The following is a 26,609-nucleotide window of genomic DNA, read 5'->3' as shown; positions in this document are numbered from 1 at the left end:
AACGGGCACGCGGTCACCGGCCTCGCCATCCGGCCCAGCCACAGACCCGCCCAGCCACCCGTCTCAGCAAACCGGCCGCAGCGGCGACCAACCACCGCATACCTCACCGGCCGAATCCGCGCGGCGGGATCGGACGAGCACATTCAGGAAGGAGGGGTTCCTGGCCAGACAAAGCCCTCAACCACCGCGACCGATCACCCGTCGCGATCCCGCTCCCCAAACCGGTTCGGGGAGAGTCTCCTCCCCCCGGAGAGCGGACCGGGGAGCATTCACCCCCCGAATCGGCCCCAAATCCTCCCCAAACCAGTTTGGGGAGGACGCCGCCCGCCAAATCGCAACAGGCTCCCAGCGGCAGCAGATCCCCGCAAACCGGTCAGTGGGGGTGTTGGGCGGCTTTTTGGTGCATTCGGGCGAACTCGGTGCGGAACTGAGGGCGGTCGATGATGGGTTCGGACCAGGGGACGCGGACTTCTACCGGTTGGCCGGCTACCTGGGCGGTGAAGATGGCGGCGGCGGGGTCCAGGGCGGTTAGTTCGACGGTGGTGGCGTCGGGGGTTTTGCCGAGGGTCTGGACGATCTCCAGGGAGTGGGCGCCGTGGTCGGCGTTCATGTGTTCGAGGACGGCCGCGACGATGTCCGGGGTGAAGGGGTGCGCGCTCATGCCTTCTTCCTTCGGGTGGAGATGGTGATCAGGACGCCCGCCAGCAGCAGTACGGCGCCGCCGATCGGCAACCAGATACCGGCACCACCGGTGTTGGCGAGCGACCCGGTCGGCTTCGTCGGGGTGTCGGTCACCGGCAGCGTCGGAGTCGCACTAGGGGTCGCGGTGGGCGTCGCACTAGGAGTCGGAGTAGGCGTGACGGCGGAGGAGACCGAGAAGTTCGCAGTGGCGGTCAGACCGGACGGGCCGGTCAGCGTCAGCACGTGCTTGCCGACGGCGAAGTCGTTCGGTACGCGCCATGCGAACCGCACCTTGCCGTCCGCGTCCGCCACCTGCTCCCCCAACGGCGTACCCGCAGCGGCGTGAACCGTTGCGGCCTGCACCGTTGCCGACCCAAGAGTCGCGGCCGCGAAGTCCAACGGCACCCGTACGTCGAACGCCCGGTTCGCCGTCGACCGATGGTCCGCGCGCAGGTACAGCACGCAGCCCTTCGGCGCCTTCGAGCAATCGGTCAACTCGTCCTTCGACGTGACCGTCACCGTCGTCCGCGCGGTCAGATCAGCACCGATCCGTACGACGACGTTCTCGGAACCGGCGTACGGGAAGTTCGTGATCCACGCGGACTCGCCGCTCTTGCCGGTCATGTCGGCGCCACCGATCGCGGGCGATGCGGTCTGCCCGGGGCCGTTGTCGACCGCCGTCATCACATAGAAGCCACTCGGCGCGGCAGCCGTGTTCTCCTTGCTGTTGCGCAACCCGGAGACCTTGACCGCGACCTGCGCGCCGGCACTCAGCACAAGCTTGCCTCCGGCAACCGATAGCGGCTTGCTGTTCGCCGAGCTGACCGTGATCGTCTGACCGCTCCCGTTGCTGAAGCTGAACTCCGGCGCACCCGTCGCGGTGTCGACCGCAGCCGACACCCGCAACCCCGCCGGGAACCCAGTGCCTTCAGCAACCAGCTCGGCACCCTGCTTGACCGGCTCCGGCGTCACCGTGACCTTCGGCTCGGCCGCGGTCACGGTGAGCGTCGCGGCCGCCGACGCGGTCGACCCAGCAGCGTTGCTGAACACCGCCCGGAACCGAGAACCGTTGTCCGCAACCTGTACGGCGTCCACCTTCAGCGAGCTCGTCACTGCGGACGGCGACGCGATGGGAGCCCAGGTCTTCCCCTGATCAGCACTGCGCTCCCATTGCACGGTCGGCGTCGGCGTACCAGTCGCCGTCGCACTGAAGACGACGTAGGTACCGGCAACCACAGTCGCCGCGCGAGGCTGAGTGGTCACCACCGGCAGCACCGGCTGCGGCCCCGCGTTCTTGAAGGTGATCGCGCGGAACACGTCCTGCGTCCGGTCGCCACGCAGGTCGATCACCTCGTTGTCCGAGGCAAGCGGTGAGTTGAAGCTCGCGAGGTAACAAGCGACCGCCTTGCAATCGACCTTCACGCCTTCGTTGGTGAACGTCACCGCCGTCCGCACGGTGGTCTCGAACGTCCCCGCCGCTGTGGTGACAACCCGCTGCGCACCCGAGAACGGCGAGGGGTTCGACGAGCCCGACGTACCTTGCGGCGTCTGCGCGACATACAGCGCGCGGTTCGGCGCGTAGCCCGCGCCCTTCACGCTGACGATCTGCCCGTCATCAAGATCGGTAGGCGGCTGAACAGTCAGCACAGCGGTCCCACCGCCGAACACCACCGGCTTGAGCAGTTCCTGCGGCGCGTTCGGCGCGGCCCCACCAGCGGCGTACGTCGCTATGCCATAGGTACCGGACGCGGTAGCAGCCGGCTTGACGTTGAGCGTCGCCTCGAAAGTGCCGTCCGGGTTCAGCGTCACGAACGCCGGATCCGCTCCCGGCCGCGAAGCATCGGGCAGCGCCCACTTCTGATCGAGCACCCGGCGCGCACCGGCCGGTGCACCCTCGGACGGCCGCCAGGTCTTGTCGAAGCTGCCGAACACGACGTACACACCGGCAGGTTTGCCGGGCGTCACCGGCGGCCGCGTCGACGGGTTCGACGCCGGGTCGAAGCCGCTACCGCGCACGGTCGCGACCACACCGGCCGGCGGAACGGTACCGAGCGGCTTCCCGTCCGGTCCCAGTACGTCGATCTTCGGCTGCCAGGTCGGCGCGGTGGTCAACCGCACCGCGAAGCTGACCGGGTCGAGCGCCGTACCGGCCGCGTAGAAGCCGGCGAAGGCGGGTACGCCGGCTTCGGTCAGCGTCGCCGGAGCGCCGACGACCGTGGCGACGCCGTCCTTGATCTCGACCGGCTTGCTCGCGAAGTCGAGCGAAGCGAGTTCGACATCGTCGTACGTCGTCGGCCGGCCGGTCTCCAGGCTCTTGCTGACCACGTCCGCGATGATCTTGCCGGTGCTGCCGTTGAGTGCGATCCGCAGGTCCTTGGCGGTCACCTCGAGCAGCGGATTGCCCGCCTGCATCTCGTGGCCCTTGAAGTACACGCCGCCCTCGAACCCGATCTTCTCCGCGGTCCCGGTGCCATTGGCGAACCGGAAAGAGCCGTCGGTACTACGCGTCGCGGGCGCGGTCATCGCGATCGAACCGTGCGCGATCGGACCCTCGACGTACGAGCGGAACGACGCCTTCAGACCCCAGTCGAGCGAGCCGACCGGCGGCGGCGGAGTCGTCGGCGGGGTGTCCCCCGCGAACGTCACCTTGACGCCGAGCTCGTGCGCCGCGTTGACCGCGCCACCGCCCGGGTAGGTGTAGACGCCGTAGTTGCGCGGGTTCTCCGCGACCTTCTTCGTCTTCACGGTGAGCTCGAAGGTGCCGTCCGGGTTCAGCAACACCATCCGCGGCTTCTGCGCCGGGAAGTCGGTCGAGACCTGGTCGTACGACGGCTGCGGGACGGCCCACTTGGTATCGAGCAGGGTCCGCGTGGACGCGTCGGCACCCGTCGACGGTTGCCAGTTGTCCGCGAACGATCCGAAGACGACGTACACGCCGGCGGGCTGGCCGGGGGTCACCGGCACCCGGGTCGAGATGTTCGCGGCCGGGTCGAACCCGGATCCCTTCACCACCAGGTCTTCACCGGGCGTGATGTCGCTGGTCTTCGACACCTCGATCCTCGGCGTAAAGGTAGGTGCCGGAACCGGGGTCGGGGCGTCCTCGGCCACTGCCGGGTTCAGACCGATGCTGGAAGCGGCGACCGCCGCCAAACTCGCGAAGAGTGCGAAGCCGAGGCGGCGGCTCATGCCGGGGTCTCCTTCTTGGTGGTCTTGCGGCGGGTGGCGATGACCAGCGCTGCACCGCCGGCCAGCAGGACGACCGCGGCGATGGCGAAGCCGATGGCCAGGCCACCCGTGTTGGCCAGTACGCCGGTCGGCTTGTCCTTACCGCCGGTGGTCTTCGAGCCAGTGCTCGGCGCAGTGGTCGGTTGATTGGAGCTCGACGGCGTGGTCGACGGCTGACCGCCACCACCGGAGAAGGTGACCGGAATCAGTACGTCGGCGCTGCGATCCGCCGTCCGGGTGTGGTCCGCCCGCGTACCGATCACGCACCCCAGCGGAGCGACCTTCTTGTCCAGGCAGTTGGTGAACTGATCCTTGGCCTTCACGGTCAGCTGCACGTCGAACGACCCCTTGCCACCCGACTGCGTGAACGGCTTCGCGAGCCCCTCGCCGTACGACGGCGGGTTCGACGAGATCCACACCGACGAGCCGGACTCGCCCTTCATGTCCACGCCACCCAGGCAAGGAGAAGGTAGTTGTCCGGGGCCTTTGTTCACGCAGAACGCGACGTAGATCCCCTTGTTCAGGTCGAATCCACTGCCCTTGACCGTCACCTTGGTCCCGGCCGGGTCGAGCCCGGTCGTGACGGAGGCGGTCACCGTCTGCCCCTGCGGCCCGGACGCTGCCTGAGCGGCCAGAGGCGTCCCCAGCGCCAGCACCACTCCGGCCAGCAACAACACCACCCAGGTCTTCACGCGCCTGCTCCTCCCCAGCTGCACCACCAGGACAAAAGTAGTGCAGGTTAGCCTCACCTAACATGCCTTTGGTTAGGCTAACCTAACACTCGTGACCCTACAATCGGGCCCGTCGGCCACCGCTCAGCCGCCGTTCTCGCAGCGCCTCCGGGAACGGAGCATGCGCATGCACCGAGACGCCGAGGGGAGCAGTTACCTCGCAGCCCTCACCAAGGGCCACCTGGATCTTCCGGCGTACGCCGCCCTGGTCGCTCAGCACGCGGCGATCTACCGGGCCCTCGAAGACCTCGCGGACCAGTTCAGCAGCCACCCCGTGGCCGGCGCGTTCGTCTTCCCGGACCTGCACCGCCGGGCCGCACTCGAGGCCGACCTGGCGTATCTGCACACCCGTGGGGTGCCGATCCCGGAGCCGACGGTAGCCACTCGGCTCTACGCGGAACGACTCGCCGAGCTGGCCGGATGGCCAGGTGGTTTCATCGCCCACCACTACGTCCGCTACCTCGGTGACCTGTCGGGCGGCCAGGCGATCGGCCGGCTGATCGCGACCGAGTACGGCCTGAACCCCGGCGGCGACGGTGTCCGGTTCTACGTCTTCGACAACGTGAAGCCGAAGCCGTTCAAGGACGCGTACCGCGAGCTGCTCGACCAGCTTCCGCTCGACGAGGAGGAGCAGGAGCAGGTCCTGGAAGAGGTCCTGCTCGCCTACCGCTACAACGTCGATGTGCTCAAATCCCTTGCTGAGCAGGTCCTTCCGCGCTACCCCCAGGTCGCCTCGTGACGCTCGACCGGTCCCGTTTCTCCCGTACGGCGGTCCTCGTCGTACTGCTGCTGCTCGTCGCCGTCGGGTGCGCCGGACCGGCCACCTCGAACGTCGCCGCCGAGCAGCCGGCGACCGCTGATGCCTGCCGCCCACCGGTGAAGGGTTTCGCGGTCACCGCCGACGCCGACGGCAAGCCGTTGCCCAAGGCCACCAAAGCTCCGGCGACCGGCACTGACCCGCACACGCTGACCGGGCCGTCGACCGCGACTCTGACCGACCACGCGATCCATCCGGTCGCAGCGTCCGCGGCGCCGAAGCTGCCGGTCGACGTGAAGTCGTGCGACGGCAAGCAGGTGCAGGTCAAGGACGTCAGCCGGATCATCCCGGTCGACCTCTACGGCACCCTGGCCGAGATCGTCTTCAGCCTCGGACTCGGCGACAAGGTCGTCGGGCGAGACACCTCGACCGGCTTCCCGGAGGCGGCCAAGCTGCCGAAGGTCACGCCGAGCGCGCACGATCTGAACGCCGAGGCGATCCTCTCGCTGGACCCGACGGTCGTGCTGACCGACAAGAGCATCGGGCCGCCCGAGGTGATCGAGCAGCTGCGCGCATCCGGCGTACCGGTGATCTTCTTCTCCGACGCCCGGACCATGGACGGGATGCCGAGCCAGATCCGCGCGGTCGCGGCCGCCCTCGGCGTACCGGAGCGGGGCGAGGAGTTGGTCAAGCGGACCGAGACCGAGATCGCCTCGTCACTCGCGCTGGCTCCTGCGAGCGGGAAGCCGTTGCGGATGACGTTCCTCTACATCCGCGGTACGGCGGGCGTGTATCTGATGAGCGGCCCTGGTTCCGGGGCGGACGCGATGATCGAGGCGATCGGCGGGATCGACACCGGCACCGACATCGGGCTGGACAAGTCGTTCGTCCCGTTGACCAGTGAGGCGCTGATCCGGGCGCAACCCGAGGTGATCATCGTGATGACCGAGGGACTGAAGTCGGTGAAGGGTGTCGACGGGCTGCTCAAACTGCCCGGGCTCGGCCAGACGCCGGCCGGCCAGCAGCGCCGCATCATCGACATGAACGACACCGAACTGCTCGGCTTCGGGCCGCGGACCGGCCGGACCGTCGCCGCGCTCGCCAAGGCGGTCTACACGCCTTGAGTCGTTTGCGCTCGGTAGGCCTGCTGGGCTTTCTGACCGTTGCACTGGTGGTGCTGGTGATCGTGGCCGCGGGGATCGGGCAGCTCCGGATCCCGCCGGCCGAGATCATCGGCTCCATCATGCATCGGCTGGGGCTGGATCTCGGGCCGATGCCCCACCATCCCCAGGGTGACAACGCGCTGTGGAAGGTCCGCTTCCCCCGGGTGGCGCTCGCCGTACTGGTCGGGGCCTCGCTGGCGACCGCCGGTGCGTTGATGCAGGGCGTCTTCGGCAACCCGCTGGCCGAGCCGTCGGTGGTCGGCGTCTCCTCCGGTGCTGCTGTCGGCGCCAGCCTGGTGATCGTCACCGGCGTCACGTTTCTCGGCAACTGGACGATCGCGGCGGCAGCCTTTGCAACAGGCCTCGGTACGACGTTGCTCGTGCACTCGTTGTCGCGGGCGAGCGGGCGGACCGAGGTGGTCACGTTGGTGCTGACCGGGATCGCGGTCAACTCGCTGGCGTTCACGCTGATCGCGTTCGCGACGTTCATCGCCAACACGAGCGCTCGGGAGCAGCTGGTCTTCTGGCAGCTCGGCAGTCTGAACGGCGCGACCTGGCCGGCGGTGACCGCGGTCCTGCCGTTCACCGTGCTGGGTCTGCTCGCATCCGTCGTACTGGCTCGGCGGCTGGATCTGTTGTCGCTGGGTGACCGTTCGGCCGGCCACCTAGGGGTAGATGTCGAGCGCCTGCGGCTGACCGTGATCGTGGTGGTCGCGCTGCTGGTCGGGGCGAGCGTGGCGTTCTCCGGGATCATCGGCTTCGTCGGGCTCGTGGTGCCGCACCTGATCCGGATGGTCGCCGGGCCCGGGCACCGACTGCTGCTCCCGGCCAGCGCGCTGGGCGGCGCCGTACTGGTGATCGTGGCGGATCTGCTGGCCCGAACGTTGATACGTAACGCTGATCTGCCAATCGGCATGATCACCTCACTCGTCGGCGCACCGTTCTTCTTCTGGCTGCTCCGCCGGACCCGCACCCGCCAAGGAGGCTGGGGATGAGGCGGCGGCTACCTTCCCGCCTGGCCACCGGTACGACGATCGCCGAGGCCCGCGAGGTCTCCCTGTCGCTGGGTGGCAGCCTGATCCTCGACGGAGTCAGCTTGTCCGTCCGGACCGGTGAGGTGCTGGCCCTGGTCGGCCCCAACGGCGCAGGCAAATCCACCCTGCTCGGCGTCCTCAGCGGCGACCACGCCCCCGATCACGGCGAGGTCTTCCTCGGCGGCGAACCGTTGAGCCACTGGTCGCCGGTCGAGACCGCCATGCGCCGGTCGGTCATGTTGCAGCAGGCAACGATCTCCTTCCCGTTCAGCGTCGCCGATATCGTCGCCATGGGCCGCGCGCCCTGGTACGGCACCGAGCGCGCGGACGACGACGAACGCGCCGTACGGACGGCTTTGGAGACGGCCGACATCGCAGCCTTCACTGATCGGGTCTTCAGCTCGCTGTCCGGTGGCGAGCGAGCTCGGGTCTCACTCGCCCGAACGCTCGCACAGGAAGCCCAACTGCTCTTCCTGGACGAACCGACGGCCGCGCTGGACCTCCACCACCAAGAAGCCGTGCTGCAGCTGGCTCGAGAGTCCGCAGCCGGAGGCGACGCGGTTGTGGTTGTCGTGCATGACCTCAACCTCGCCGCCGGCTACGCGGATCGAGTCGCCGTACTGTCGCGCGGCAAGGTTGTTGCCGACGGCAACCCCGCGGAGGTGCTGACCGCCGAACTGCTTACTGAGGTGTATCGGCACCCAGTGGAGGTGTGGCCGCATCCGGAGAGCGGCACTCCGGTGATCTTGCCGCGGCGCTGACGATCGGATCGGTCTCGTCGTCGAACTCGCCGATGACCTGTTCCAGCAGGTCTTCGAGGGCCACGACCCCCAGCGGTTCGGTCCCGGTACAGACGACTGCCAGCTGCGAGCGCTGGTCGCGCATAGTGCGGATCGCCGTGGCGACCGGCGTCCCCGGAGCGAGGTTCAGCGGCGCAGTCATCAGTTCGGCGGCACGGAGCGTCGTACCGCCGCCAGTGGTAGCGCGGGCCGCGTCGCGGACGTGCACGATCCCGCAGATCGTCGTACCGCTCATGACGGCGAGACGCGACCGACCCTCGCGACGACTGGTCAGCTCGACGTCACGGGCCGAGGCAGTGGACGGAACGGTCGCGAGGCGGTCCATCGGGACCATCACCTGGGCGATCGTGATGTTCTGCAGGGCGAGCATCGCGGTCAGGAGATCGTGTTCGGGCGCCTCGAGGGTGCCGTGCTCGCGGGACGACTCGATCAGCAGCCGGAGCTCGTCGGGGCCGTGGGCGCTGGCCAGTTCGTTCTGCGGGGTCACGCCGACGAGGCGGACGCACAGGTTGGCGATCCAGTTCAGCGCGAGCAGGAGCGGGCGCACGGCGTACGTGAAACCGCGGAACGGCAGCGCCAGCGCCTGCGCGGCGCGTTCGGGGTTGCTGATCGCCCACGACTTCGGCGCCATCTCACCGAGCAGGACATGCAGCAGGCCGATCCCACCGACCGCGATGATCAGCGCGATCACGTGCCCAACGCCCTCGGGGATGTGGACGAGCTCGAACAGCGGATGCAGCAGATGCGCGACCGCCGGCTCACTGAGCGAGCCCAGCCCCAGCGTGCACAAGGTGATCCCGAGCTGCGCCCCGGCCAGCATCAGCGACAACTCACTGATCCCACCGATCGCGGCCCGCGCCGACCGGCTTCCGGCCGCCGCGGCCTCCTCGAGCCGATGCCGCTTGGACGCGACGAGCGCGAACTCGGCCGCCACGAAGAACCCGTTCAGTGCCAGCAGACCGACCGAGATGATCAGAGCGAGCGTCGTACTCATGCGATCCGCTCCATCACCACGAGGCCGGGCACCCGACGTTCAAGCGTCTGTACGACGAGTTTGACGAACTCCGCGGGTATGGGCCGGCCCTCGTGGTCGAGCCGGTGCGGAAGCTCGAGGACTACCTCGTCACCGACCAGCGGAATCCGGCCGAGCCGGGCCATCACCAGCCCGGAGACGGTCTCGTAGTCGTCGTCCTCGGGCAGCGCGATCCCGGTCGCCTCCTCGACCTCGTCGAGCCGCCACCGCGCGGGCAAGACCCAGGAACCGTCACCACCTTGCACGGGTGACGTTTCCGGCAGATCGTCCTCGTCCCGGATCGCGCCGACGAGCTCCTCGGCGATGTCCTCCAACGAGACGATGCCCGCGAAACCGCCGTACTCGTCGACCACGATCGCCAACTGGCGATGCGCCGTCCGGAGGCGTTCGAGGACGACGGGAAGGGGCAGCGTGGACGGTACGACGACCGGCGGTGATGCGAGGGAGCCGACAGTGACGTGGCCGCGGTCGGCCGGTTCGACCTCGACGACATCGCCGATCGCGATCACCCCGACCACCTCGTCCACCGACCCCGCGATCACGGGAAACCGGCTGTGCCCGGTGTCCTGCAGCTCGACCACCTTCGTCAGCGGATCGTCCTCGTGCACCGTGACCACATCCACCCGCGGCACCATCGCCTCGTCGGCGATCCGGCCGCGGAAGTCGAGACCGCGATCCAGCAGGCGCATGGTGTCCTCGTCCAGGAGCCCTTGCTCGTACGACGTGACGATGATCCGGTCCAGCTCCTGCGCGGTCGCGCCCTGCGGCAGCTCCTCGACCGGCTCGATCCCGACCCGGCGGAGGATCCGGTTCGACGCGGCGTCGAAGACGCGGATGATCGGGCCGGCGATCGTCAGGTACATCAGCGTCGACCGCGACAGCCTGAGTGCGATCGCCTCGGCCTTCGCGATCGCCAAGTTCTTCGGGGCCAACTCCCCCAGCACCATCTGGATCACCGTCGCCAGCAACAGCGCGAGGATCACCGACACCGTCACTCGGACCGCCTCCGGCACCCCCGCCGACCCGAGCACCCCCTCGAGCCCTTCGCCCAGATACGGCTCAGCGAAATACCCCGCCAGCAACGCGGTCACCGTGATCCCGACCTGCGACCCCGACAGCACGAACGACAACCGGGAAGTCACCTTCAGCGCCCGAACGGCGGCCGCGTCGCCCCCATCGGCCAAGGTCCGCAGCCGGCTCCGATCCACGGCGACGTACGCGAACTCCTGCGACACGAAGTAGCCGGTGGCAACAGTCAGCACCAGGATCAGGCCCAACCCGGCCAAAATCAGCATGCCCCGACCCTAGGCGATGGCCGAGCCGATCCCAGCAGCGACGCCAAGGACACTACGTAGATGCCTACTACATGGTCCCGGCACGCTCAGGACCCGGCTGCATCCTCCCGCACAGACCGATACCTCGTGTCGTTACCGACGCTTCCCGCGAACTCCAGCGCCTGCAGGACGGCTGGGTCGGTGGCGTCCAGGCCGTCCTCCGCCGCCTTCAGGTACCACTTCATCTGTTCGGCGTCGCGGCGTTCGGCGGGCTCGCCGGCGATCCAGTAGGCGACGGTGTGGAGATCGTCGCGCGGGATGGCGAGGTTGTCGGTGAGGTGGCGGCGGAGCGACCGGACGACGCCGGCCTCGGCGGCCAGCCAGGCCTGGGTCCGACCGGCGGGCAGGTTGAAGGCGCGGACTGCTTTCTCCAATCCGCTGTCGGGGCCGGTGTTCGGCGGCCCGATGATCCAGTTGACGTCGCCCGGGACCAACACCTGCTCATCAACGGACTCGGCCTGCAGAAAGACCGTGCTGGGAGCGTCGAGGGACTCCCGGATGGCGGCGATCGCGGGCAGCGACGCCGAGTCGCCGATCAGCAGATGATGGTCGACGTCCCCGGCATGGAATTCGCGGCGGGTGCCGAACAGGACCGCGGTGTTTCCCGGCCGAGTCTCATACAACCAGGCCATCGCAGGACCCGAGCCGTGGACGGCAACATCGAACGCGAGCTCACGCGTCGCAGGGTCAAAGCTGCGGACAGTGAAGGCGCGCATCAGCGGCGCCGGGCGATCTTCCGGCCAGACCGGAGCACCGCCCGGGCCCAGCTTCGGCATCCGGACGTCGCCGACCCCGTCCGGTGGGATCACGAGCTTGAACGCGTCGGCCGGACGGACGGTCGCATACCCCGCCAGTCCGTCGCCCTGGACGACGACGCGGCGGAAGTGTGGGGTCAGCTCCTCGATCCGCCGGACTCGCACCGGGCAGACCACCCGCGAGTCCCCCGATCGGGTCAGTCGTCTGATCTCACCGCGGATCGTCGGTTTACTCACTTAGCCAAGGCTAACCTGACTTCTGCGGAGTCTCCACGGGAGGCGTGGCTGGTGCCGCCTGCACGGCGGGAGCATCGTCCTCGCCGTTCTGGACCTTCTTGAACTCTTTCATCGCCTGGGCCGCGCTGCGGGTGAGCTCGGGGATCTTCTTCGCACCGAAGAGGAGGAAGACGACGATGAAGATGACGACCCATTCGCCGCCCTCTGGCAGCATCAACAGCGGAACCATGACCAGCCTTCTTTCCAGTAGTCCCCTCCCAAAGTACGTCGGTGCGCGAACCGTAGGGTGGGCCATATGTCACAGGTTCTGCCCGAGGTTTTCGCCGCCGCGGTCCGGCGGGACGGTTCGAGTCCGCTCCTGACCTATTACGACGACGAGACGGGTGAACGGATCGAGCTCAGCGCGCTGACGACAGCGAACTGGGTGGCCAAGACCGCCAACCTGCTCGTCGACGAGTACGACCTGGAGGCCGGCGAGACCGTCGCGATCGGACTCCCGCCGCATTGGCTCGGCGTGGTCTGGGCGCTCGCGACCTGGTCGGCCGGAGCCGCGCTCACCTCGAAGACCGGCACCCTCGCGATCACCGGCCCCGACTTCGCGGTCCACGGCGAGCGGGAGACGATCGCTTCCGCACTCCTCCCCCTCGGTGGGCGATTCCGCGAGCCGCTACCGGAAGGCATCCAGGACTATGGCGCCGAGGTCTACAACCACCCCGACGTGTTCGTGCCGTTCGACGCCCCGGCCGCCGACTCCCCGGCGTACGACGAACTCACGCATGCCGACCTGATCAGTACGGCGGAGCCGATCACGGACCGGATTCTGACCACGCGGGACCTGACCACCCAGGGCGGACTTAGGGTCTTGATCGGGGTCATCACGGGTGGCGGCTCGATCGTGCTGTGCCGCAATCTGGACCCCACGAAGCTCGACCGCCGGGTGGCGGACGAGAAGGTCGACCAAGTCCTGGAGGACTGAAAGAGTGCAGCGATTCGAGGGGCGCGTCGCGCTCGTGACGGCAGGCGCGCAGGGGATCGGCGCAGCGGTGGTACGGCGAATCGCGGCCGAGGGTGGTTCGGTGGTCATCACCGATCTCCAGGAGGACAAGATCGCCGAACTCGCGGCCGAGCTCGGCGACCGGGCCGTCGGCGTGCGGACCGATGTGACGAGCCGGGCGGACGTCGATGCCGCGGTGGCGACGGCGATCGAGCGGTTCGGCCGGCTGGATGTAGTGGTCAACAACGCCGGCGGCTGCATCGTCACCTCGGTGCCCGAGGACACGACCGACGAGGACTGGCATCGCCAGCTCGACCTGACGCTGGTCGGCGCCTCGCGCTGCATCCAGGCGGCGCTACCGCATCTGGTGAAGACCCGCGGCAACGTGGTGACCATCAGCTCCGTCAACGGAATCGCCGCCTTCGGCAACATCGAGTACTCGGCGGCCAAGGCCGGTCAGATCGCGATGACGGTGAACTACGCCTCCCGGTACGGCGATCTCGGCGTCCGCTTCAATGTAGTTGCCCCCGGCACCATTCGGACGCCGAACTGGGACAACCAGCAGGAGACGCTGGAGCGGTTCGCGAAGATGTACCCGCTGGGTCGCGTCGGCGAATCCGAGGACATCGCGGCCGCGGTCGCCTTCCTCGCCTCGGACGACGCCTCCTGGATCACCGGGCACACTCTGCCGGTCGAGGGCGGCGTGATGACCGGCCCGGGCATGGTCAACCTCAGCACCTCCGGGCACGCCAAGAAGGAGTACTAGAAGGCGCTGGCCACGCGCAGCGGCACCCCGGACACGGCGACCCCGAACCACAACCCGCGGCCGATCAAGCACGCGCCGCGGTGGCGTCGTACCGCTTGCAGGATGAACGAGCCCACGACGAGAACGCCCAGTACGCCGAGCAGCGCCGTACCGAAGACGGTCCAGCCGCCGATGAGCGAGCCGACGCCGAGCGCGATCCAGGCGAGGCCGCCGATGAAGGACGCGGGGCTGTACGCCATCCCCCGCGTCCGCCACGGCTGCCGTACGTCGTGGCCGCAGGGGCAGGTCGCCGGCTCGTCCCGGCGCAGGTACGCCGGGAGATCGCCGGGCGCATCAGCCATGGCGGGACTGTAGCTGTGGCGAGGCTCAGCGGTTGGCCGAGGCTCAGCGGTTGGCCGGCCAGGCCTTCCAGGCCGAGGCGAACATCTCGTCGACCGTGTGCGTGTTCTTCCAGCCGAGGTCGCGCGCGGCGAGCTCGCCCTGCGCGACGACGCGTGACGGGTCGCCCGGACGGCGCGGACCCTCGGTCGGCGTGAAGTCGATCCCGGTGACCCGGCGGGCGGCATCCATGATCTGGAGGACCGACGTACCGGTCCCGCTCCCCAGGTTGTAGACGGGCTCCAGCGCCGTACCGGCATCGAGGGCCCGCGCGGCGGCGACGTGGGCGCGGGCGAGGTCAGCCACGTCCACGTAGTCCTTGACCGAGGTGCCGTCCGGGGTCGGGTGGTCGGTGCCGTAGATCTGCGGCACCTTCCCCTGCGAGAGCAGGTTGCAGACGATCGGGAACAGGTTGTACGGACTCGCGTCGTACACGGTCGGGTCGCCGGAGCCGACGACGTTGAAGTACCGCAGCGAGGTGTGCTTCAGCTCGACGGCCTTGGCCTGGTCGCGCAGCAACCACTCCCCGATCAGCTTCGTCTCCCCGTACGGCGACTCCGGCGCGGGCGCGGTCTCCTCGGTCACCGTCTCGACCTTCGGCGTGCCGTACACGCCGGCGCTGGACGAGAACACGATGTTATGCACGCCGGTGTCGTTCATCGCTTCCAGCAACGACACCATCGCCGTGACGTTCTGCGTATAGGTGTGCAACGGCCGGTCCACCGACACCCCGGCATACTTGAAACCGGCCAGATGCACGACCCCGCTCACGCCGTCCAGCGCGCCCCGGACCGCGTCTCCGTCGAGCAGGTTCGCCTGCACGAACGGCACGCCGGCCGGGACGAACTCCGCCTTCCCGCTCGACAGGTCATCGACCACCACCACATCGATGCCATCAGCAAGGAACGCCCGCACCACGTGCGCCCCGATGTACCCAGCCCCACCACTCACAAGCCATGTCATACAACGATCTTCGCACCTGCTCCCCAACCTCCATCCGAAACGGGCCGATCCCGTACCAGCTCGGTTGGTACGGCGGGGGTGGCTGAGGGGCGCTGGCCCGCGGCCGGGTTAGTAGGTGCCGGATACTCGGCGCGAGGGTGTTCCTCGCCTTCCGCAGCCGCGCCCACTGACCCCACGGGTTGCCCACTCGACGTACCAAGGGGCAACCCCCCACACCGGAAGGCAACCCCCACCTCCCGGAAGGCAACCCCCACTTCAAGGGATGCCCACCGAGTTGGGGGGTTGCCCACTCGACGCACCAAGGGGCAACCCCCCACACCGGAAGGCAACCCCCACCTCCCGGAAGGCAACCCCCCACCTCAAGGGATGCCCACCGAGTTGGGGGGTTGCCCACTCGACGCACCAAGGGGCAACCCCCTGCAGCGGTGGGCAACACCCCGGAGGAGGGGATGCCTGCTCAGGTGGGGGAATGGGGGCGGGTGAGGGTGGCTAGCCAGAAGTGGGGGAGGTTGGTCCAGTTGATGGGGGCGGGGGCCACGTCGGCGGCGGATGCGGGGAAGTTTTTGAGGACCTCGTACGTGCGGCCGTCGGAGAGCTGCCGGGTTTGGTAGGTGTCGCCTTCGGCGGTGGTGCGGGTGATTGGGGAGCTGCTGCCTGCTACGTAGCGGTTGTCGGTGAGGATGACGAGGTCGGCGCGTTCGAGCAGGCTTTGGACGAATCGTTGGACGTCGGCTCGGGGGACGTGGGACCAGAAGAAGCCGGCGAAGATCGCGTCGAAGTCGCCCGGGATCGACGGCAGGTCGAAGGCGTCTGCCACGGCGAACTGCACCGGGTTCGCGTAGGAGCGGGTGCGCGCGACGGCGAGCGTCGATTCGTTCACGTCGGTGGCGAGCACCGAGCGGGCCGACGTGGCGAGGGCTGTTGTCCAGTAGCCCGTTCCGCAGGCGATCTCGAGCACCGAGCGGCCCGCAACGAGCGACGGCAGGAGGCCTCGCAACGTGGCGAGGTCCTCCTGCCGTTCAGGCTTCTCGTAGATCTTGTCGTACTCAGCCGCACGTTCGCGGTAGTAGTCCTTCATGGTCGCTCCTTCGCTCCGGCAGGAGGTCCGAGCGACCCAGACATCAGAACCTAGCAGCTAGGTCCCGATGACTGCCTTCGATTTCGGCCGGAGCAGGAACGCCCCGAGATACAGCACCGCGGCGATGATCAGCAGACCGTGGAAGCCGATGATGAGCGCCGCGTACTCGAGGCAGCCACCGAGCATCGCGCCCAGCAGGTTGGCCCCGAACGACGCCGTACCGTCCTCGGTGTCGGTGAAGCGCTTGGCGAAGATGACGTTCGCGGCGAAGATCGGCGTGAAGGCGATGATCACCGCGACCAGCGCGCGCAGGCCGACCGGCATCGAGAGCAGCCAGTTGTCGGGGAAGATCCAGGACAGCACCAGCCCGCCGAACAGGATGGCGAACATCACCTTGGTGGGTGGAGTCCGGAACCGTCTGGTGACTTCGACCGCGGCCAGCACCGCCACGAGCACTCCGGCGAAGACGATCGCGTTGACGACCCACGTCGTACCGAAGAGCAGCGCGAAGCCGGTGATGCTCTTGGTCTCCAGCAACATGAAGCCCGCGCCCAGCAAGAAGAGGTCCGTGTAGGGACGCATCCGCTTGTACGACGACCCGCCGCCGGCGATGCCGACGCCGACCAGGCCCGCGACCAGGATCAGTCCGAGGGTGATCAGGTACAGCGACGGGATGCGGTCGGTGAACAGGTACAGGAACGGGCGGTTGTCGGTGGCCGGCGGCGGCGTGATCGCCGTGGCGCCGGCCCACTCGCCCTGGCAGGTCTGGTCGTTGGCGGTGAGGCCGACGGTGACGACGGCCTGCTGCAGCGAGTCGCCGACCTTGTCGACGCAGGGCTTGTGACCGAAGGCCTTCTCAGCGGTCAGAGCGAGCCGATCGATCAGCCAGCCCTCGCGGTAGTAGTTGTACATCGCGAACGCGCCACCCGGGTTCAGGTGATCACGCGCGGACTCGAACGCCTGCTGGGTGAACAGGTAGCTCTCGAGCCGCAGCGAGCTCGCGCCGTTGACCAGCGTCAGCGAGTCCGGCAGCGCGAGCAGGATCAGGTCGTACTTCTTGTCGCTGCGGGACAGGAACGCGCGCCCGTCGTCGATGTGCGACGACACCCGCGGGTCCTGGTACGGACGGTCCGGGTGCAGCGCCTTGCCGATGTCGCGGATCCGCGGGTCGATCTCGACCGCGTCCACGTGGGTCGCGCCCTTCTTGAGCGCGATCGCGACGTCCGATCCCGAACCCGCTCCGATGATCAGAACGTTCTTCGGCGCCTTACCGGCGTTCGCCCGCGCATAGGGCAGCCCGTACTGCGGCTCCCACTGCAACCGCGCGTCCGCCGGGATCGCCTGCTGGTGCGGTACGCCGTTCACGGTGATCGTCAGCAGCGGCACACCCTCGAAGGTGTCCTTGGCCGTCTGCACCTTGTAATACGGCGACCAGCTGTTCTCCGACTTGGTCGACTCGTTGAACAGCACACCGACCATGACGAGCAACGGCGCCAACACCAACGCAGCACTCAGTACGGCGGCCACCAGCGGCTGCGCAGCGACGCCGCGCGCCCGCGGAATCATCAGCCCGGCGAACATCACCGTGACGATGAGACCCCACCAGATCGGCGGAGCACCAAGGAAGGACAGTGCGGTGAAGCTGACGATCCCGATCAGCGAACCGACCAGATCGAACCGGTACGCCGTCAGTCGCGGCAGCTCGCCGAAGCAGCGGCCGACGAGCTCCGCCGGACCGGCGAGCACGACCGCGGCGGCGATGAAGACGATCGGCAGGATCACCCAGACCGGCGGTCCCGTCGTACTGAGGCTGGTGAAGTAGATGACGCTCGACGACGAACCGCGGTCGACGGTGACGGGTTTCCACGCGATCACCAGGACCAGCAGGCCGAGCATCAACGGCGAGTAGTACGGCAGCCGTTTGGCCCGCCCCGAGCGCAAGATGCCGATCCCGATTCCGAGGAAGGAACCGAGCAGCACGAAGTTGGAGAAGTAGCTGAGATGGACGACGTTCGAGCCGGTCCAGCGGATCAGCGCGAGCTCGGTGAAGAGCATCAGCGCGCTGGCCGCCACCAGCCGGGTCCGGACCCCGAAGGGGCTCGGCCAGTTCGTCGTCGTCACGGGTTCCGTGGAGGAGTCGACTGCCATGTGGCGCGACGTTACCCGAATCACAGTGTCGTACGTCACCCGATACCCGCCTCTGGTGGCCGGACCACCAGAGGCGGGTGCAGGTCACGGCTTCTGGAGGAGGCAGCCGGCCTTGTTCAGGTCGATGGTGCGGGTGGCCGAGAGGCAGGTGTAGAACCACCAGGTCTGCTGGCCGTACGCCGCGCCCTGGTCGACCGTGATGTTGCCTGCTCCGTCGACCTCGCACGGGTTGTTCATCGTGCAGCGGCCGCCGTCCTCGTTGCCGGTGTTGTTGACGCCGATGACCTCACCGGTGGAGGTGCTGACGATCGGCGAACCCGACGTACCGCCGATGGTCTCGCAGCCCGGCTGGCGGTACTTGATCGAGCTCTTCATCACCCAGCCGGCTTCGCGCAGCTCGGGGATGGTGGCCTGGACCGAGCACTTGTAGATGCGCTTCCAGTAGCCGGACACGACCGCCATACCGGCGCCGTTGGCGGGCGCGGACTGGGCCAGCGTCAGGGCCGGAACACCCAGCCGGGACTGGATCGCCGCGTAGGTCTCGGTGAGCCGGTACAGCGTGACGTCGGTCTTGGTCATCGTCGAGTACAGGACGCGGTTGGCCCGGACCGTACCGGCGTTGCTCGAGCTCGGCTTCAGCAGCGTGAACGACCGCGTGGACGAGCGGTCGACGAGCACCTGGCCGGGGCTGGGCATGCCACCTTCGTAGCAGTGACCGTTGGTGAGGATCAGCGCCGGATCGGTGGAGACCGACGACGCGAACCGGACCAGCGATCCGGAGCAGTTACTGAGAGCTGCGATCCCGGTGAAGTCGCCACCGGGAGCGCGAACCGCGGCCGGGGCAGGCGCTGGGGTAGGTGCGGCCTGCGCAGCGCTGAGACCGGTCAGGGTGATGGCCGTGGCCGCAGCGACGGCAAAAAGGGGACGGAACAGTTTCATGGGGGGCGGTTCCTCACTGTCGATTTGGGCAGCACCAGGTAAACCGATCTCAACCGCCGAACACCATCACAACCGTGTGAATCCGCCTGATCACAGGGTGTACGCAGGGGTTTTCCTGCATTGGGTGTGATCGATGGCTCCGCGCACACCCATCGTGTGCGGGCTGCTACTCTTCGTTTTCGGACCCGCTCCGGCTCGAACCATCGCGTCCTCCGGCACGTCGTACCAACTGACCGCCAGGACGACACGGTACGGTCGGCAACAGCCCGCCCGAGCCGAGAACGGAAGGACCTCATGCCGCAGGAGAAAGCAGACCTGCGCAACCTCAGCGAGCCGGTGCGGTTCAAGCGGGCCCTGGCATTGCTGTTGATGACCCTGGTGCTGCCGGGGTCGGCGCAGATCGTGGCAGGCAGCAAACGTGCTGGGCGCTGGGCCTGGCGGATCGTCGCGGGCCTGCTCGCGATCATCATCTTCATCGTTGTCCTGGCGCTGATCTGGCGCGCCGGAGCGATCAACCTGATGGCCCGGCCGGGCACCCTGCGGATCGTCCAGATCCTGCTGATCCTGCTGGCCGTCGGCTGGGCCGCGTTGTTCGTCGACGCCTACCGGATCGCCCAGCCGATGACGCTGGAGCGCAACCACCGGCTCGCGGCCAGCGTCCTGGACGCCGTGCTGGTGTTCGTGGTGGCCGGTGCGCTGATCTGGGCCTCCACGTTCGTGAACACGCAGCGCGACTTCGTCGCCAGCGTCTTCGGCAACGGGCACAAGTCCGACGCCGAGCACGGCCGCTACAACGTGCTGCTGATGGGCGGCGACTCCGGCGCGGACCGGATCGGCACCCGGCCGGACAGCATGACGGTCGCCAGCATCGACGCCGACACCGGCCGCACGGTCCTGATCGGCCTGCCGCGCAACCTGGCCAAGGTCCCGTTCCCCGCCGGTACGCCGATGGCCAAGCAGTTCCCGAACGGTTTCGAGTGGAACAAGTGCGGGTCCGAATGTCTGCTGAACGCGGTCTATACCTACGCGGCCGGTCACAAGAACCTGTTCCCCGGCGACCCGAACCCGGGTGAGACCGCGACCACCCAGGCCGTCTCCGCGGTTACCGGGCTGAAGATCAACTACTACGTCCTGATCGACCTGGCCGGCTTCCGCGACCTGCTGAACGCGGTCGGCGGGATCACCCTGGACATCGGCAAGCGGGTCCCGATCGGCGGCGGCACCTCGCCGATCAAGGGCTACATCGAGGCCGGCAAGAACCAGCACCTCGACGGGTACCACGCGCTCTGGTTCGCCCGCTCGCGCGCCGAGTCCTCGGACTACGAGCGGATGACTCGGCAGAAGTGCGTGATGTCTGCGATGCTGAACCAGTTGTCGCCGCAGACCGTCCTGACCAAGTTCCAGGGCATCGCGTCGGCCAGCAAACAAGTGGTCAAGACGAGCATCCCGGCCGGCGAGCTGGGCACCTTCACCGACCTCGCGCTGGACGCGAAGAAGCTGCCGGTGTCAAGCTTCTCCGCGGTCCCACCCCTGATCCACACCGGCAACCCCGACTTCGCCCTGATCCGGACGAAGGTGGCCCAGGCGATCGAGAAGTCGGAAGCGCTGGACAAGGCCGCCTCCTCGGGCGACGGTAAGAGCAGCGATACTCCCAAGACCACGACCACCAAGAAGCCGAGTACGCCGGCGAAGAAGCCGACGACCTCACCGACCAAACCCGCCAACGACGTCGACGACGTCGCTTCGATCTGTAAGGCCTGACCTGATATGCCGTTGTCCCACTGGCCGCCCGTGTCCGTCGTGATGCCCGTGCTGAACGAGGAACGCCACCTCGAAGAGGCTGTCGGGCGTGTGCTCGACCAGAACTACCCCGGTGAGCTGGAGGTCGTCCTGGCCATCGGTCCGAGCAAGGACCGGACCCAGGAGATCGCCGACAAGCTCGCCGATCGCGACGGCCGGATCAGCATCATCGCGAACCCGACCGGCAAGACGCCGGCCGCGCTGAACGCCGGGATCGCCCACGCGCGGCACGACATCCTGGTCCGGGTCGACGGCCACGGCGCCCTCGCCGACGGGTACATCACCCGCGCGGTCGAGGTCCTGGACGAGAGCGGTGCGGACAACGTCGGCGGCGTGATGGCGGCCGAGGGCCGGACCCCGACCGAGATGGCGGTCGCCTGCGCGTACCGCTCCCGGCTCGGGCTGGGCGCGTCGACGTTCCACCAGGGCGGCAAGGCCGGTCCCGCGGACACCGTGTACCTGGGAGTCTTCCGGCGTACGGCGCTGGAGCGGGTCGGTGGCTTCGACGAGACCATGCACCGCGCCCAGGACTGGGAGCTGAACTACCGGATCCGCAAGACCGGCGGACTGATCTGGTTCAGCCCGGACCTGTCGGTCACCTACCGGCCGCGGTCCTCGCTGTCCGCGGTGGCCAAGCAGTTCTTCCACACCGGCCAGTGGCGCCGCGAGGTGATCCGCCGGCACCCCGAGACCGCGAGCAAGCGCTACCTCGCGCCGCCGGTCGCCGTGATCGGCATCGCGCTCGGCACGATCCTCGGCATCATCGGCCTGATCACCGGCAACGCCTGGCTCGACCTGGGTTTCCTCGCCCCGCTCGGCTACGGCCTGCTGCTCCTGTTCGGCTCAGCCGTCGAGGGCCGCTACCTGCCCTGGAAGGCACTGGCTCAGATGCCGTTGATCTGCGCCACCATGCACATGTCCTGGGGCCTCGGCTTCATCGTCGGCCTCCGCGAACATCCCCGCACCGTTTAGGCCCGCACCGTCTGACCCCGAGCCGCTCCTTCCCTCCCCCTCCCCGCTCGCGCCATCGGATGGGTGGACCCACGAGATGGCGGTCGGCGGGGCGGTTAGCCGAGGAGGCGGTGGCGGAGGTGGATGAGGTCTTCGGTGGTGAGGCCGCCGTGGCGCAGGTAGGCCTCGGGGCCGCCGTAGACCTCGTCGACGTGGGCCAGGATCGCTACCAGCGACTCGGCGCGGGTGTCGCGGAACTCGATCATCTCCGGGTGCTTCGACCGGTCCGGCTCCGCGGCCAACTGCTCCTCCAGCCAAGGCGCCAACCGGGACTGGGTGAGGAAGTAGTCGGCGATGATCTCGTCGCGCGGCACGCCGGCGATGCTCAACGCGAGCGCGACGACCATCCCGGTCCGGTCCTTGCCGCCGTGACAGTGCACGACGACCGCGCCTTCGGGCTCGTCCGCGATCGCCTTCACCGCGGCCGCGAACAACGCCGGCCGCTGGTCGAGCATCCAGATGCAGGCCGCGACGATCGTCGGCTGCCCGTGGTCGGGGTCGGCCGGATCCGCCAGCCGCTGCCGAACCGCGATCGGCGTACCCGTGAACGGCGTCGGAGCATCCCGCACCTCGCCGTCAGTTCGCAGATCCAGGATCCGGCTCACCTCGGAACGCCGTACCGCCTCGACCCCCTCGGGCGTCAGATACTGCAAACTCTCGGAACGGACCAGTACGCCGTACCGGATAGTGCGACCGTCTGCGGTAGGCAGCCCACCGACGTCGCGGACATTGCGGCAACCGGGCCAGTTGAGATCCATTGAGCCATTATCGTGCGGACATGCGACGCCAACTCCTCCTTGCCGCGGCGTTCCTCACCGTGGCCGCCAATCTGTCCGCACCGAGCGCCAACGCAGTCATCGGCGGTACGACGGTCGAGCCGCCACCGTGGATGGTCGCGGTCTCGAGTCCCGGGATGCTGCTGCGACCGTCCGGCCAGTTCTGCGGCGGCATCCTGGTCCGCCCGGACAAGGTGGTGACGGCCGCACACTGCGCCAACCTGTTCAAGCTCACCCCCGGCCTGCTCCGCGGCACCTTCGGCCGCGCCGACCTGCACGGCAAGGACGGCGAAACCGTGTCGGTGAAGAAGATCTGGGTGCATCCCGGGTTCAAGGAAACGAAGTTCATGGGCGACACGGTCGAGCACAACGACGTCGCCGTCCTCACCTTGAGCCGTGCGGTGAACCGCACCACGCTCCCGGTGATCGACGCCGGGTCGACCTATCCGGCCGGCGCACCCGCCGGCATCTTCGGCTGGGGGACGACGTCCGAGAGCGACGACTCCAACGCCGTACTGCGCAAGGCCGTCGTACCGATCGTGGCGGACTCGACCTGTACGACGGCGTACGGCAGCTCGTTCGACGCCGGCATGGTCTGCGCGGGGACGACCGAGGCGGACACGTGTGAGTACGACAGTGGCGGCCCGTTGATCCTGGACGGCAAGCTCGCCGGACTCACCTCCTGGGCCCACGGCTGCGCCCGCGCAGGCTTCCCCGGCGTCTACACCCGGCTGTCCGCCTTCAGCTTGCCGCTCTAGCGGTCGTGCGGTCGGTCGGGGTTGGGTCCCGGCTGGTACGGCGGTGGCGCCGGGAAGGTCTGGTGCGTGGGCGGCGCGGGGCTGCCGGGCGGGGGCGCGTAGCCGGGGACGCGGCCGACCGGCTTCGGGCGACGGCGGACGATGCCGATCGTGAGCAGGACCGCGCCGAGGGCACCGAAGACGACCACCGAGCCGATCGCGCCGAAGATCGACACGATGAACGCGACGACCGAGCTCCGCGGACCGACGGCGTACGTCGCGCTGGTCTCCTTGTCGGTGCAGGTGACCAGGTAGTCGCCGGCCGGGACCGGGTTCTCCGAGCGGGCAACGACGTACCAGCTGTCGCCGTTGACGGTGATCTGCTCGGTGCCGTGCGGCTGCACGATCGGGATGTCGCCGGCCTGCGCGTCCTTGACCCGGCAGGGCACCTCCAGCACCGGGATCGACGAGTAGACCGTCAGTCCCTTCTCCTCCAGCGTCACCTGCGTGCTGCTGTCACCGATCGGTTGCGGCGAGGCCGGCGCGGTCGTGATGATCCGCACGACGAAGAACGCCGTGAGCGCCAGGCCGACCGCGAAACATCCGATCGCTATCCAGATCAGAGTCCGTTTCGGCGCAGCGGAGGGGGCGGATGAGCTGCTCATGACGTCACGTTAACGCGTTTAAGGGACACCGAGGAGCCTTAGCCCAGCTGCGGTCGCGGCGGCGGCCACGACGATCAGGACGAACGGCGCCTTGCGCCAGGCGAGGACGCCACCGACCAGCACGCCTGCCGGCCGAGCGATCCCAGCGGGGCCGGTGCCATCGGTGAGGGCGGCGGTGGCGACCAGCGCGGTCAGCAGCACGATCGCGGCGGCTGCGAGCAGACCCTGAACCCGTTCGGGGATCTCGAACCGGCTGCGCAGCGCAGGTCCGGCGAACCGCAGCGCGAAGGTGCCGATGGCAAGGATCGCGATCGCTGGAAGCAGATTCACCGGGCCGGCTCCAAGGCTGGGACACGGTAGAACAGGAGACCGACCAAGGCGAAGAGCACCGGAAGACCGGCCGGCAGGAACGGCGTGCTGGCCAACGCGACGACCGCTCCGACCAAGGCCGCCGTACGGGTCGAGCGATCGCGTAAGGCCGGCAGGACCAGTGCAAGCAGGACCGCGGGGAAGGCCGCATCGAGGCCGAAGACATCGGTGTCGGTGATCACCGAACCGACCGCGGAACCGAGGAGGGTGCCGAGGTTCCAGCAGATGAAGATGCCGATCCCACAGGCCCAGTACGCCGCTCTGCGCTGCCGCGGGTCGTCCTGGCCGATGGCGAAGGCGACGTTCTCGTCCGTCATCAGGTGGCTGCCGGGCCAGCGCCGCCAGCCCGATCCGATCTCGTCGCCGACCGCCAGGCCGAACGCGACGTGCCGGGTGTTCACGAGCACCCCGGCGATCATCGCCGCGATCGGGCTGCCGCCGGCCACCACGATCCCGACGAACAGGAACTGCGACGCCCCGGCGAACACCACGATCGACAACAGCACCGGCACCCACCACGACAGACCGCCTCCGACAATGATCGCGCCGTACGAGAGACCGACGACGCCGTCGGCCAGGCAGACCAGGGCGATGTCGCGGGCCAGTCGCGGGTTGAGTGTTCGCCAGATCGAACGCATGGACATTATGATGAACACGACACCACCCGTTCGTCAATTCGAACGACTGGACCGATGGAGCGAACACGGATGGACAACAAGGCACCACTGGATGTGATCGCGGCCTCCCTGCGCCGGCACCGGGCCCGGGCGGGGTTGTCGCTGAGCGAGGTCGCCAAGCGGGCCGGCGTCGCGAAGTCGACGCTCTCCCAGCTGGAGTCGGCCAGCGGCAACCCGAGCGTCGAGACGTTGTGGGCGCTGGCGGTCGCGCTCGACACGCCGTTCGCGGCGCTGCTCGATCCGCCGCGGCCGAAGGTCCAGGTCATCCGGGCGGGCGAGGGGCCGGTGATCTACTCGGAGAACGTCGAGTACAGCGCGACCCTGGTCGCGTCGAGCCCGCCGTACGCGCGCCGCGACATCTACCGGATCGAGGTCACGCCGGGCCCCGGCCGCCGCTCCGAGCCGCACATGCCGGGCGTTGTCGAGCACGTCATCCTCGGCTCCGGCCGCGCCCTGGTCGGGCCCGCCGACGAGCCGATCGAGCTACACCCCGGCGACTACGTCGCCTACCCCGGAGACCTCCCCCACATCTTCAAAAGCCTCGAGGCTCACACCATCGCCACCCTGATCTCCGAGCACGTGTAAGCGCCCGGGACCACGCGGCCCGGGCGCTCGACGTACAGGTGGTCAGAGCTTGCGGCCGACGGCGCCGACGATGCACTCCTCGACCTGGTTCAGCGGCTTGAGCCGCGGGCCGTCCGGCCACCAGTCGTCGCAGAGCACCAGGCCCGGGGCGACCAGCTCCTGGCCGGGGAAGAACTCCATCAGTTCCGCGCGGGTGCGGAACCTGCCGCTGCCCATCGGGCTGTGGATGAACTTGTCCTCCATCTTCTGGGCGACCGCGGTGTGCTCCGGAGTCTCCGGGTCGTAGAAGTGCGAGATCACCGTGTACGACCCGGGCACCACCGCGTCGACGTACTTCTGCATGATCTGCCCACCTTCGCTGCCGATGTAGTGGTGCAGCGTGCCGGCGTGAATCACGGCGATCGGCTGGCTGAAGTCGAGGAAGTTACGCACCTCGGGCTTGCTCAGCAGCTCGTCCGGCTCGAAGATGTCGGCGCTGACGAACAGCGTGTTCTCGTTCTCCTCGAGCAGCGCGCGGCCGTGCGCGAGCACCACCGGGTCGTTGTCGGTGTAGAGCACCTTGGCCTCGGGCTGGATCCGCTGCACGACCTGGTGGGTGTTCTCGGCGGTCGGCAGACCGGATCCGCAGTCCAGATACTGCGTGATCCCCGCCTGGCCCGCCAGGAACCGGCACGAGCGGATCAGGAAGTTCCGGTTCGACCAGGCCAGGTCCTGGGCCTGCGGCGCGGCGGCCTGGACCCCACGCAGTACCTCGCGGTCGACCTCGAAGTTGTCCTTACCTCCCAAGAAGGCGTCGTACACCCGGGCGATACTGGCCCGAGTGGTGTCCACTCCGACCGGAACCGAACTGGGAGCCTTGCTGGAGTCGGGCATACGAACCTCATTACTGTCTGTCGGCCTGTATCGGTTGATTTAGGTTGTGGTGAGACTCTACTGACAGTAGGCCCCGGTGAACACGTCGTGCACGCGGGTC

At 68.3% G+C, this 26,609-nt stretch carries 27 protein-coding genes; 10 read left to right on the top strand and 17 right to left on the bottom strand.

Translation table 11 applies throughout. The features are described from left to right. Window positions 1–373: 373 nt before the first annotated feature. Genes OG474_RS25845 through OG474_RS25835 form a run of 3 tightly spaced genes read right to left on the bottom strand, consistent with a single transcriptional unit; the run spans window position 374 to window position 4,598 of the window. The gene (locus OG474_RS25845; protein ID WP_405056151.1) at window positions 374–661 is read right to left on the bottom strand and encodes a DUF2470 domain-containing protein; all 288 of its coding nucleotides are present in this window, start codon (window positions 659–661) and stop codon (window positions 374–376) included. Continuing rightward, on the bottom strand, window positions 658–3,867 hold the full coding sequence (locus tag OG474_RS25840) for an HtaA domain-containing protein (RefSeq protein ID WP_405056150.1): 3,210 nt from the start codon (window positions 3,865–3,867) through the stop codon (window positions 658–660). The genes OG474_RS25845 and OG474_RS25840 overlap by 4 nt, the downstream gene beginning before the upstream one ends. Further along, window positions 3,864–4,598 (bottom strand): hypothetical protein, encoded by a 735-nt coding sequence (locus OG474_RS25835; protein ID WP_405056149.1) that lies wholly within the window; start codon window positions 4,596–4,598, stop codon window positions 3,864–3,866. Before OG474_RS25835 ends, OG474_RS25840 begins: the two co-directional genes overlap by 4 nt. 91 nt (window positions 4,599–4,689) lie before the next feature. Here OG474_RS25835 and OG474_RS25830 point away from each other — a divergent pair, with 91 nt between their 5' ends. From OG474_RS25830 to OG474_RS25815, 4 genes are read left to right on the top strand one after another with little or no spacing between them, the layout of a single operon-like run. Continuing rightward, window positions 4,690–5,376, top strand: coding sequence for a heme oxygenase (biliverdin-producing) (locus tag OG474_RS25830; protein ID WP_405056148.1), 687 nt, complete (start codon window positions 4,690–4,692; stop codon window positions 5,374–5,376). Beyond that, window positions 5,373–6,518: a hemin ABC transporter substrate-binding protein gene (locus tag OG474_RS25825; protein WP_405056147.1), complete on the top strand. Its 1,146-nt coding sequence runs from the start codon at window positions 5,373–5,375 to the stop codon at window positions 6,516–6,518. Before OG474_RS25830 ends, OG474_RS25825 begins: the two co-directional genes overlap by 4 nt. Continuing rightward, entirely contained in the window at window positions 6,515–7,552 is a 1,038-nt protein-coding gene (locus tag OG474_RS25820; RefSeq protein ID WP_405056146.1) for a FecCD family ABC transporter permease, read from the top strand. Before OG474_RS25825 ends, OG474_RS25820 begins: the two co-directional genes overlap by 4 nt. A gap of 38 nt (window positions 7,553–7,590) precedes the next feature. Next, a complete protein-coding gene (locus tag OG474_RS25815) occupies window positions 7,591–8,352 on the top strand; it encodes a heme ABC transporter ATP-binding protein (RefSeq protein WP_405064614.1) in 762 nt (253 codons plus the stop codon). On the opposite strand, the gene OG474_RS25810 is transcribed toward OG474_RS25815, so the two are convergent. From OG474_RS25810 to OG474_RS25795, 4 genes are all read right to left on the bottom strand, one after another. After that, entirely contained in the window at window positions 8,273–9,385 is a 1,113-nt protein-coding gene (locus OG474_RS25810; RefSeq protein ID WP_405056145.1) for a hemolysin family protein, read from the bottom strand. The genes OG474_RS25815 and OG474_RS25810 overlap by 80 nt on opposite strands. Then, entirely contained in the window at window positions 9,382–10,719 is a 1,338-nt protein-coding gene (locus OG474_RS25805) for a hemolysin family protein (protein WP_405056144.1), read from the bottom strand. Before OG474_RS25805 ends, OG474_RS25810 begins: the two co-directional genes overlap by 4 nt. Before the next feature lie 86 nt (window positions 10,720–10,805). Then, window positions 10,806–11,750 carry a siderophore-interacting protein gene (locus OG474_RS25800; RefSeq protein WP_405056143.1) on the bottom strand — a complete coding sequence of 315 codons (945 nt, stop codon included), beginning with the start codon at window positions 11,748–11,750 and terminating at the stop codon, window positions 10,806–10,808. 10 nt (window positions 11,751–11,760) lie between these two features. Beyond that, the gene (locus tag OG474_RS25795) at window positions 11,761–11,979 is read right to left on the bottom strand and encodes a twin-arginine translocase TatA/TatE family subunit (protein WP_405056142.1); all 219 of its coding nucleotides are present in this window, start codon (window positions 11,977–11,979) and stop codon (window positions 11,761–11,763) included. A gap of 66 nt (window positions 11,980–12,045) precedes the next feature. Between OG474_RS25795 and OG474_RS25790 the strand changes: the two genes are divergently transcribed. Both OG474_RS25790 and OG474_RS25785 read left to right on the top strand, forming a co-directional pair. Beyond that, window positions 12,046–12,726: a TIGR03089 family protein gene (locus OG474_RS25790; RefSeq protein WP_405056141.1), complete on the top strand. Its 681-nt coding sequence runs from the start codon at window positions 12,046–12,048 to the stop codon at window positions 12,724–12,726. A gap of 4 nt (window positions 12,727–12,730) precedes the next feature. Next, entirely contained in the window at window positions 12,731–13,510 is a 780-nt protein-coding gene (locus OG474_RS25785; RefSeq protein ID WP_405056140.1) for an SDR family NAD(P)-dependent oxidoreductase, read from the top strand. On the opposite strand, the gene OG474_RS25780 is transcribed toward OG474_RS25785, so the two are convergent. The 5 genes from OG474_RS25780 to OG474_RS25760 all read right to left on the bottom strand — a co-directional run bounded on the left by OG474_RS25780 (window position 13,507) and on the right by OG474_RS25760 (window position 19,016). Continuing rightward, window positions 13,507–13,851, bottom strand: coding sequence for a hypothetical protein (locus OG474_RS25780; protein WP_405056139.1), 345 nt, complete (start codon window positions 13,849–13,851; stop codon window positions 13,507–13,509). The genes OG474_RS25785 and OG474_RS25780 overlap by 4 nt on opposite strands. A gap of 43 nt (window positions 13,852–13,894) precedes the next feature. Then, window positions 13,895–14,851, bottom strand: coding sequence for a UDP-glucose 4-epimerase GalE (gene galE / locus OG474_RS25775; protein ID WP_405056138.1), 957 nt, complete (start codon window positions 14,849–14,851; stop codon window positions 13,895–13,897). Between the two features lie 457 nt (window positions 14,852–15,308). Next, complete coding sequence (locus OG474_RS25770; protein WP_405056137.1) at window positions 15,309–15,929, bottom strand: class I SAM-dependent methyltransferase; 621 nt, start codon at window positions 15,927–15,929, stop codon at window positions 15,309–15,311. 57 nt (window positions 15,930–15,986) lie between these two features. Then, window positions 15,987–18,077 (bottom strand): spermidine synthase, encoded by a 2,091-nt coding sequence (locus OG474_RS25765; protein ID WP_405056136.1) that lies wholly within the window; start codon window positions 18,075–18,077, stop codon window positions 15,987–15,989. Between the two features lie 84 nt (window positions 18,078–18,161). Then, window positions 18,162–19,016 (bottom strand): serine protease, encoded by an 855-nt coding sequence (locus tag OG474_RS25760; RefSeq protein WP_405056135.1) that lies wholly within the window; start codon window positions 19,014–19,016, stop codon window positions 18,162–18,164. A gap of 294 nt (window positions 19,017–19,310) precedes the next feature. Between OG474_RS25760 and OG474_RS25755 the strand changes: the two genes are divergently transcribed. Beyond that, window positions 19,311–20,777, top strand: coding sequence for an LCP family protein (locus OG474_RS25755; RefSeq protein ID WP_405056134.1), 1,467 nt, complete (start codon window positions 19,311–19,313; stop codon window positions 20,775–20,777). Between the two features lie 6 nt (window positions 20,778–20,783). Further along, window positions 20,784–21,788 (top strand): glycosyltransferase family 2 protein, encoded by a 1,005-nt coding sequence (locus tag OG474_RS25750; RefSeq protein WP_405056133.1) that lies wholly within the window; start codon window positions 20,784–20,786, stop codon window positions 21,786–21,788. Between the two features lie 95 nt (window positions 21,789–21,883). Here the strand turns inward: OG474_RS25750 and OG474_RS25745 are convergent, their stop codons facing one another. Next, a complete protein-coding gene (locus OG474_RS25745; RefSeq protein ID WP_405056132.1) occupies window positions 21,884–22,585 on the bottom strand; it encodes a tyrosine-protein phosphatase in 702 nt (233 codons plus the stop codon). Between the two features lie 20 nt (window positions 22,586–22,605). Between OG474_RS25745 and OG474_RS25740 the strand changes: the two genes are divergently transcribed. Next, a complete protein-coding gene (locus tag OG474_RS25740; RefSeq protein WP_405056131.1) occupies window positions 22,606–23,361 on the top strand; it encodes a S1 family peptidase in 756 nt (251 codons plus the stop codon). On the opposite strand, the gene OG474_RS25735 is transcribed toward OG474_RS25740, so the two are convergent. Genes OG474_RS25735 through OG474_RS25725 form a run of 3 tightly spaced genes read right to left on the bottom strand, consistent with a single transcriptional unit; the run spans window position 23,358 to window position 25,012 of the window. Then, the gene (locus OG474_RS25735) at window positions 23,358–24,005 is read right to left on the bottom strand and encodes a hypothetical protein (RefSeq protein ID WP_405056130.1); all 648 of its coding nucleotides are present in this window, start codon (window positions 24,003–24,005) and stop codon (window positions 23,358–23,360) included. The two genes, OG474_RS25740 and OG474_RS25735, sit on opposite strands and share 4 nt — an antisense overlap. An 18-nt stretch (window positions 24,006–24,023) precedes the next feature. Next, complete coding sequence (locus tag OG474_RS25730; protein WP_405056129.1) at window positions 24,024–24,335, bottom strand: AzlD domain-containing protein; 312 nt, start codon at window positions 24,333–24,335, stop codon at window positions 24,024–24,026. Beyond that, window positions 24,332–25,012: an AzlC family ABC transporter permease gene (locus tag OG474_RS25725; RefSeq protein ID WP_405056128.1), complete on the bottom strand. Its 681-nt coding sequence runs from the start codon at window positions 25,010–25,012 to the stop codon at window positions 24,332–24,334. The genes OG474_RS25730 and OG474_RS25725 overlap by 4 nt, the downstream gene beginning before the upstream one ends. Before the next feature lie 54 nt (window positions 25,013–25,066). Here OG474_RS25725 and OG474_RS25720 point away from each other — a divergent pair, with 54 nt between their 5' ends. Continuing rightward, window positions 25,067–25,636: a helix-turn-helix domain-containing protein gene (locus OG474_RS25720; RefSeq protein WP_405056127.1), complete on the top strand. Its 570-nt coding sequence runs from the start codon at window positions 25,067–25,069 to the stop codon at window positions 25,634–25,636. A 42-nt stretch (window positions 25,637–25,678) separates the two neighbouring features. Here the strand turns inward: OG474_RS25720 and OG474_RS25715 are convergent, their stop codons facing one another. Continuing rightward, window positions 25,679–26,509: an SAM-dependent methyltransferase gene (locus OG474_RS25715; RefSeq protein WP_405056126.1), complete on the bottom strand. Its 831-nt coding sequence runs from the start codon at window positions 26,507–26,509 to the stop codon at window positions 25,679–25,681. Window positions 26,510–26,609: the final 100 nt, after the last annotated feature.

This window comes from Kribbella sp. NBC_01505, assembly GCF_045040285.1.
Classification (GTDB): Bacteria; Actinomycetota; Actinomycetes; order Propionibacteriales; family Kribbellaceae; genus Kribbella.
Note: the sequence above shows the minus strand (reverse complement) of the source record. Positions and strands in the feature narration are given on the sequence as shown.

Coding starts and splice junctions, on each gene's coding strand:
- OG474_RS25845 (WP_405056151.1), bottom strand. CDS start 661: ATGAGCGCGCACCCCTTCACCCCGGACATCGTCGCGGCCGTCCTCGAA.
- OG474_RS25840 (WP_405056150.1), bottom strand. CDS start 3,867: ATGAGCCGCCGCCTCGGCTTCGCACTCTTCGCGAGTTTGGCGGCGGTC.
- OG474_RS25810 (WP_405056145.1), bottom strand. CDS start 9,385: ATGAGTACGACGCTCGCTCTGATCATCTCGGTCGGTCTGCTGGCACTG.
- OG474_RS25805 (WP_405056144.1), bottom strand. CDS start 10,719: ATGCTGATTTTGGCCGGGTTGGGCCTGATCCTGGTGCTGACTGTTGCC.
- OG474_RS25795 (WP_405056142.1), bottom strand. CDS start 11,979: ATGGTTCCGCTGTTGATGCTGCCAGAGGGCGGCGAATGGGTCGTCATC.
- OG474_RS25790 (WP_405056141.1), top strand. CDS start 12,046: ATGTCACAGGTTCTGCCCGAGGTTTTCGCCGCCGCGGTCCGGCGGGAC.
- OG474_RS25780 (WP_405056139.1), bottom strand. CDS start 13,851: ATGGCTGATGCGCCCGGCGATCTCCCGGCGTACCTGCGCCGGGACGAG.
- galE (WP_405056138.1), bottom strand. CDS start 14,851: ATGACATGGCTTGTGAGTGGTGGGGCTGGGTACATCGGGGCGCACGTG.
- OG474_RS25770 (WP_405056137.1), bottom strand. CDS start 15,929: ATGAAGGACTACTACCGCGAACGTGCGGCTGAGTACGACAAGATCTAC.
- OG474_RS25765 (WP_405056136.1), bottom strand. CDS start 18,077: ATGGCAGTCGACTCCTCCACGGAACCCGTGACGACGACGAACTGGCCG.
- OG474_RS25760 (WP_405056135.1), bottom strand. CDS start 19,016: ATGAAACTGTTCCGTCCCCTTTTTGCCGTCGCTGCGGCCACGGCCATC.
- OG474_RS25755 (WP_405056134.1), top strand. CDS start 19,311: ATGCCGCAGGAGAAAGCAGACCTGCGCAACCTCAGCGAGCCGGTGCGG.
- OG474_RS25750 (WP_405056133.1), top strand. CDS start 20,784: ATGCCGTTGTCCCACTGGCCGCCCGTGTCCGTCGTGATGCCCGTGCTG.
- OG474_RS25745 (WP_405056132.1), bottom strand. CDS start 22,585: ATGGATCTCAACTGGCCCGGTTGCCGCAATGTCCGCGACGTCGGTGGG.
- OG474_RS25740 (WP_405056131.1), top strand. CDS start 22,606: ATGCGACGCCAACTCCTCCTTGCCGCGGCGTTCCTCACCGTGGCCGCC.
- OG474_RS25735 (WP_405056130.1), bottom strand. CDS start 24,005: ATGAGCAGCTCATCCGCCCCCTCCGCTGCGCCGAAACGGACTCTGATC.
- OG474_RS25725 (WP_405056128.1), bottom strand. CDS start 25,012: ATGCGTTCGATCTGGCGAACACTCAACCCGCGACTGGCCCGCGACATC.
- OG474_RS25720 (WP_405056127.1), top strand. CDS start 25,067: ATGGAGCGAACACGGATGGACAACAAGGCACCACTGGATGTGATCGCG.
- OG474_RS25715 (WP_405056126.1), bottom strand. CDS start 26,509: ATGCCCGACTCCAGCAAGGCTCCCAGTTCGGTTCCGGTCGGAGTGGAC.